The sequence below is a fragment of the Amycolatopsis sp. NPDC059657 genome (assembly GCF_042734395.1).
Taxonomy (GTDB): domain Bacteria; phylum Actinomycetota; class Actinomycetes; order Mycobacteriales; family Pseudonocardiaceae; genus Amycolatopsis.
The window spans coordinates 1-5,544 of record NZ_JBHWEB010000235.1; the positions used below are offsets into that span (position 1 = coordinate 1).

Sequence of the window (5,544 nt, forward strand, 5' to 3'; positions counted from 1 at the left end):
GGTTAGAACCGGCCGTACCACTCACGACCCCCAAGACGAAGGCCCCCGCCAAGTGCTGGCGAGGGCCTTCGCTGGAACTGGAACGGTTACTTCGCCGGGACCGTCTGGGTGCCGGTGTTCTGGCCGATGACCCGCACGGACGGCGAGCCGCCCTTGAGGTCGGCCGTGTTGTAGGTCGCGGTGAGCGTGATCTGCTCGCCTGGCCACAGGCTGACCGCGTTGTCGTTCCACTCGACCGGGAGGACCGGGACGCCGCCGGACACGACCTTCGCGTCCAGGTAGAACGCCGGGATCTTGCCGGTGCCGGTGTTCTTGAGCGTGACCTTGGTCGTGGTCTTGTCACCGGAGGTGGTCGAGGTCGCGGTCGCCGAGACCGTGGTCGGCTTCAACGAGTTCAGCGTCGACATGTCCGCGAACGCGCTCTGCGGCTTGTAGTACCAGTCCGTGTCGTCGTTGGTGTAGTTCCAGTCGACCTTGTCCGCCTTGGTGGACAGCCAGTACACGTTGCGGCTGACCTCCTTGCCGGACGAGTCGGTCAGCGTCAGCTTGACCAGATAGGCGCCGGACAGGCCGCTGATCGACGGGATGGTCACGGCGGTGGACTTGCCGCCGTTGGCGGGGACCGAGACGGTGGCGGTCTTGCTGAACTTCTCGGTGCCGTCCAGGTTGTACACCTTGGCGGAGGCCTTGAGGCCGCTCGCGGTGCTCGGGGTCTTGTTGATCACCACGACCGAGTTGTTGTCGTACGAGTACTGGATGTGCAGCGGCTCGTTGGCCTTCTTGACGCCGAAGTAGGCGCCACCCTGGTCCATGTACCGGTCGAAGAGCTGCCAGTGCAGTGAGGTCCAGGGGCTGTTGAGCATCCAGTAGATGAGGCCGGTCGAGGGGTTCGACGAGTCGGTGTAGTTCCGTGCGTGCGACTCGTACTCGGCGCGGACGTTCTCGTACTGCGACAGCTGGGACTTCCTGACCCACTCTTCGAGGCTCGACGACTTGCCGTAGCGCTTGTCGAGCGCGGTGCCGTAGATCTTCAGGTTGTTGAAGACGGCCGATTCCGATCGGTGGTAATGCGTCCCGGCGGGGTTCTTCCACATGGCCTCGAGCTCGCTCGCCGACATCATCCGCTTCAGCGTGTCCAAGGTCGGGATGTTCACGCCGGCGCTGGTCTCCGAGTTGAATCCCCACGCGCCGCCGCTGTCCGAGTGCGACTTGTCGTACCAGTAGACGGGCGGCACGTACTCGTACGGGCCGTTCATCTTCATGCCGGACTTGCCCAGGATGGGCGTGGTCTGCGTCTTCGCGGCGTTCATGATCGGGACGTCGAAGTCCGCGGCCTTGATCGCGTCCAGGTAGTCCTTTTCCTGCCGGGCGGTCGGCGCGAAGTCACTGCCGATGTGGAACGAGATCACGCTCGGGTGGTTGCGCAGCCGCTCGGCCTCGCCGGTCATCGAGAGCTTGGCCGTGACGTAGTCTTCCGGCTTCCACTTCTCGCCCTGCTCGCCAGTGCCGCTTTCACCTTCCCACTTGTCGCAGCATTCCCAGCCGGGCATGGTCAGGATGCCCATCTCGTCGGCCATGTCGAAGAAGTCGTCTCCCTCGATGTGGCCTTCGAGCCGAACCGTGTTCATGCCCATGTTGAGCACGTAGCTCAGGCGGGTCCTGGCCTGCGCCGGGTCCCAGCGCATGAAGAGATCCGGCGAGTAGCCGCCACCGAGGATCAGCAGCTGCTTGCCGTTGATCGAGTACTGGCGGCCTTCGCCCCTGATCGGGGCCTTGACCTCGCGGACGCCGAACTTCTCGCTCGCGTCGTCGGACGCCGAGCCGTTGACGTCGGCGGTCAGCTTCAGGTCGTAGCGGTGCTGGCCGCCCATACCCGCGGGCCACCAGACGTTCGGGTTGTCGAGGCCGACCACGGGGAAGGAGACGTTCTTCTTCTCCTTGGCGGCCAGCGAGACGTTCTGGCTGATCGCGACGCCCGCGACGGTGCCCGAGACGGTCGTGGTGACCGGGGCGTCGGAGTCGTTCCGGACGTCGACCTCGGCGGTCAGGTCCGCATGCTTGAGGTCGCTCGCCAGCTTGGTGTTGACGTGCGCGCCACGCAGCGCGACCGGGCCGCTGCGGCGGACCAGCACGTCACGCACGATGCCCATGTTCTTGTCAGGCGGGGTCTGCGCCCAGTCGATCCAGCCCATGGTCAGGTCGCGGTTCGGGTCGTTCGGGTAGATCTTCAGCGCCACCGCGTTCGCGCCCGGCTTCACCACGGAGGTGATGTCCAGGTCGTGGCGGGTGTACGAGCCGGCGACCTGCTTGCTGTCGGCGATCTTCGTGCCGTTGACCCAGACGTCCGCACGGGAGAGCACGCCCGAGAAGTCGAGGTAGGTCCGCTGCGCGGTCGAGTCCACGTTCAGCTGGGTGCGGTACCACCAGGGCACCGTGAAGTCCGCCGGGTTGGCGGCCTTCATGTTGGTCGAATAGAACGGGTCCTGGTACTTGCCGTTCTCCAGCAGGCCCGCGAAGACCGTGGAGCGGGGAGACACCGGGTACCAGCCGCTGGTCGAGAAGTCCGGCTTGCTCACCGAGGAGTCGTCACCGACCTTCGCGGACGACTGGATGAGGTAGCCGGGGAGAGCCGCCTCCGCGCCCGCGCCGGAGGGCACGGAGAGCGCGGTGGGTGCCGCGGCGGTGGCCGCGGGCGCACCGCTGGCCTGCGGTAGCACGGCCGCGCCGCAGACGGCGGCGACCAACGCGGTGGTCGTCACCAACCGGACCGCGGTTCGTGGATTTTTATGCCTGGACTTCACAGATGCGTCTCCTCGGGCACAGGGCGGCGGGGATTGAAAGCGACCGGAAATGTCTCTTATGTGAGTAACCGATTGCCGCCGATGCTAGATGGCGCCGGGAGGCCGGGCAATATCTGACGGTGGATTATCAACTTGATTGCACGCAATTGTGTAATGGTCCGACCAAACTGGTCTTGACCAGCTTGTTCCGGTTGTTTAAGGTACAGATGTAAGCGCTTTCAACATATCGCAGAACGACTATTCGACAGTAAAGCGCTCTCGCCCCGCATCCGGTCAGAAAATCGACCAGCCGGTCAGCGTGGTGAACCGGTCGAGTGCCGCGACCCCGGCGACGGAGTTGCCGCGCGCGTCCAGGCCGGGGCTCCACACGCAGACCGCGCAGCGGCCGGGCACGATCGCGAGGATCCCGCCGCCGACGCCGCTCTTGCCGGGGAGGCCGACGCGGTAGGCGAACTCGCCTGCCGCGTCATAGGTGCCGCAGGTGAGCATCACCGCGTTGATCCGCTTGGCCGCGCTGAGGCCGAGTAGCCGGGTGCCGTCGTTGCGGACGCCGTGGCGGGCCAGGAACACCGCGGAGCGGGCGACGTCGGCGCAGGTCATCGCGATGGAACACTGGCGGACGTACTGGTCGAGCACCGCGGGCACCGGGTTGCGCATGTTGCCGTACGAGGCCATGAAGTACGCCAGCGCGCGGTTGCGGTCGGCGTGCCCGGCTTCCGAGCCCGCCACGTCGGCGTCGATGCCGATCCCGGCGTTGCCGCTTTCCTCGCGCAGGAAGGTGAGCAACGCGCCTGCTGCGTCGCCGTGGCTGGCCAGCTCGTCGGTCACCACGAGCGCGCCCGCGTTGATGAACGGGTTGCGGGGAATGCCGTCTTCGTTTTCGAGCTGTACCAAGGAATTGAACGGATTACCCGACGGTTCGCGGCCCACCCTGGTCCACACACTGTCGCCGTGCGCGAGCGTCAGCGCGAGTGTGAAGACCTTCGACATGCTCTGGATCGAGAACGGCTGTCGCCAATCCCCGACGCCGTGCACCGAACCGTCGACCTCGGCCACCGCCATGCCGAACCGGCGCGGGTCGGCCTGCGCCAGCGCGGGAATGTAATCAGCGACGGCGCCACGGCCGATTTCGGGCGTGACGTCATCGGCTATCCGGTCCAGCAGCGCCGCGAGATCCACGACCGCAGCCTAGCGACACACCGATGGTGATCTGTGGCACACCTTAAGTCTTCCTTAGCGGGCTTGGTGACTTGCCGCACAAAGCCCTAGCGTCTGGCAACCATGGATTCCTCGCTGCTCACCGAAAAAGGTGAAAGCTATTCAAAAGCACTGGGCAACCGCCAAGTGCAGATGATCGCCATCGGCGGCGCGATCGGCGTCGGCCTGTTCCTGGGCGCCGGCGGCAAGCTCCACCAGATCGGCCCGTCGCTGGTGCTCTCGTACGCGATCTGCGGCGTGGCCGCGTACTTCGTGATGCGCGCGCTCGGTGAACTTGTGCTGCACGAGCCGAGTTCGGGGAGTTTCGTCACCTATGCCCGCAAGTTCATCGGGCCGTGGGCCGGGTTCGCGTCCGGCTGGATGTACTGGGTGAACTGGGCGATGACCGGGATCGCGGAGATCACCGCGGTCGCGATCTACGTGCACAAGTGGCTGCCCGACGTGCCACAGTGGATCACCGCGCTGGTGGCGCTCGGCGTGCTGCTGGCGGTGAACCTGCTTTCGGTGAAACTGTTCGGCGAGCTGGAATTCTGGTTCTCGGTGGTCAAGGTGCTGGCCATCGTCGTCTTCCTGGTCACCGCGGCCGGCCTGGTGCTGACCAGCGCCGACATCGGCGGCACCCCGGCGGGTCTGCACAACCTGACCGGCCACAGTGGATTCTTCCCGGCCGGCGTCGGCATGGCGCTGATGACTTTGCAGGCGGTCATTTTCGCGTACTCCGCGATCGAGGTCGTCGGCATCGCGGCAGGCGAGACCAAGGACGCGCGCACGGTGCTGCCGAAGGCCATCAACAGCGTCATCTGGCGGATCGGCGTGTTCTACGTCGGCTCCGTGCTGATGCTGGCGATGCTGCTGCCCTGGCCGTTCTACAACGGCGACGAGAGCCCGTTCGTCACCGTGTTCAGCAGGCTCGGCATTCCCGGCATCGGTGACGTGATGAACGCGGTCGTCCTCACCGCCGCGCTGTCGAGCTGCAACTCGGGGCTCTACTCCACCGGCCGCATCCTGCGCGCGCTGGCCGACAAGGGCGAGGCACCCAAGTTCGTCGGCCGGATGAGCGCCCGCCACGTGCCCTACGGCGGCATCCTGTTCACGTCGGCCGCGTACGTGCTCGGCGTGGTGCTCAACTACCTGGTCCCGAAGGACGCGTTCGACATCGCGATCGCCATCGCCTCGCTCGGCGTGATCACCACCTGGGCGACGCTGATCTTCTGCCAGCTGCGCCTGCGCCAGGCCGCGCTGCGCGGCGAGGTCGAGCGGCCGTCCTACCGGATGCCGCTGGCGCCCTACAGTGGTTGGGCCACACTGGGTTTCCTCGTGCTGGTCGTCGTGCTGATGGCCTTCTCCGACGGCGCGGAGAAGATCGCGTTCTACTCGATCCCGGTGCTGGCCGTGGTGCTCGCGGTGGGCTGGCGCGTCGTCGCGAAGAAGCAAAAGGTCGGCTGAGCCGCCTTGGGGTCGTGGGGTGTTGGGTGGGGGAAATAAAAAGGGGCACACACACACACCACCGCACAGCCCGAGACGG

3 protein-coding genes are annotated in these 5,544 nt (G+C 66.0%); 1 reads left to right on the forward strand and 2 read right to left on the reverse strand.

Going from position 1 to position 5,544, the window contains the following annotated elements; all coding sequences use genetic code 11:
* Positions 1–86 precede the first annotated feature (86 nt).
* Positions 87–2,759 carry a sugar-binding domain-containing protein gene (locus tag ACFV15_RS47660; RefSeq protein ID WP_378360100.1) on the reverse strand — a complete coding sequence of 891 codons (2,673 nt, stop codon included), beginning with the start codon at positions 2,757–2,759 and terminating at the stop codon, positions 87–89.
* Positions 2,760–3,074: 315 nt separating this feature from the next.
* Complete coding sequence (locus ACFV15_RS47665; RefSeq protein WP_378360101.1) at positions 3,075–3,980, reverse strand: glutaminase; 906 nt, start codon at positions 3,978–3,980, stop codon at positions 3,075–3,077.
* Between the two features lie 102 nt (positions 3,981–4,082).
* Between ACFV15_RS47665 and ACFV15_RS47670 the strand changes: the two genes are divergently transcribed.
* Positions 4,083–5,465 (forward strand): amino acid permease, encoded by a 1,383-nt coding sequence (locus tag ACFV15_RS47670; RefSeq protein WP_378360103.1) that lies wholly within the window; start codon positions 4,083–4,085, stop codon positions 5,463–5,465.
* The last annotated feature ends 79 nt before the right edge of the window (positions 5,466–5,544 follow it).

Bases quoted from the DNA above. Each gene is read 5' to 3' on its own strand.
- ACFV15_RS47670 (WP_378360103.1), top strand. From the start codon at position 4,083: ATGGATTCCTCGCTGCTCACCGAAAAAGGTGAAAGCTATTCAAAAGCA.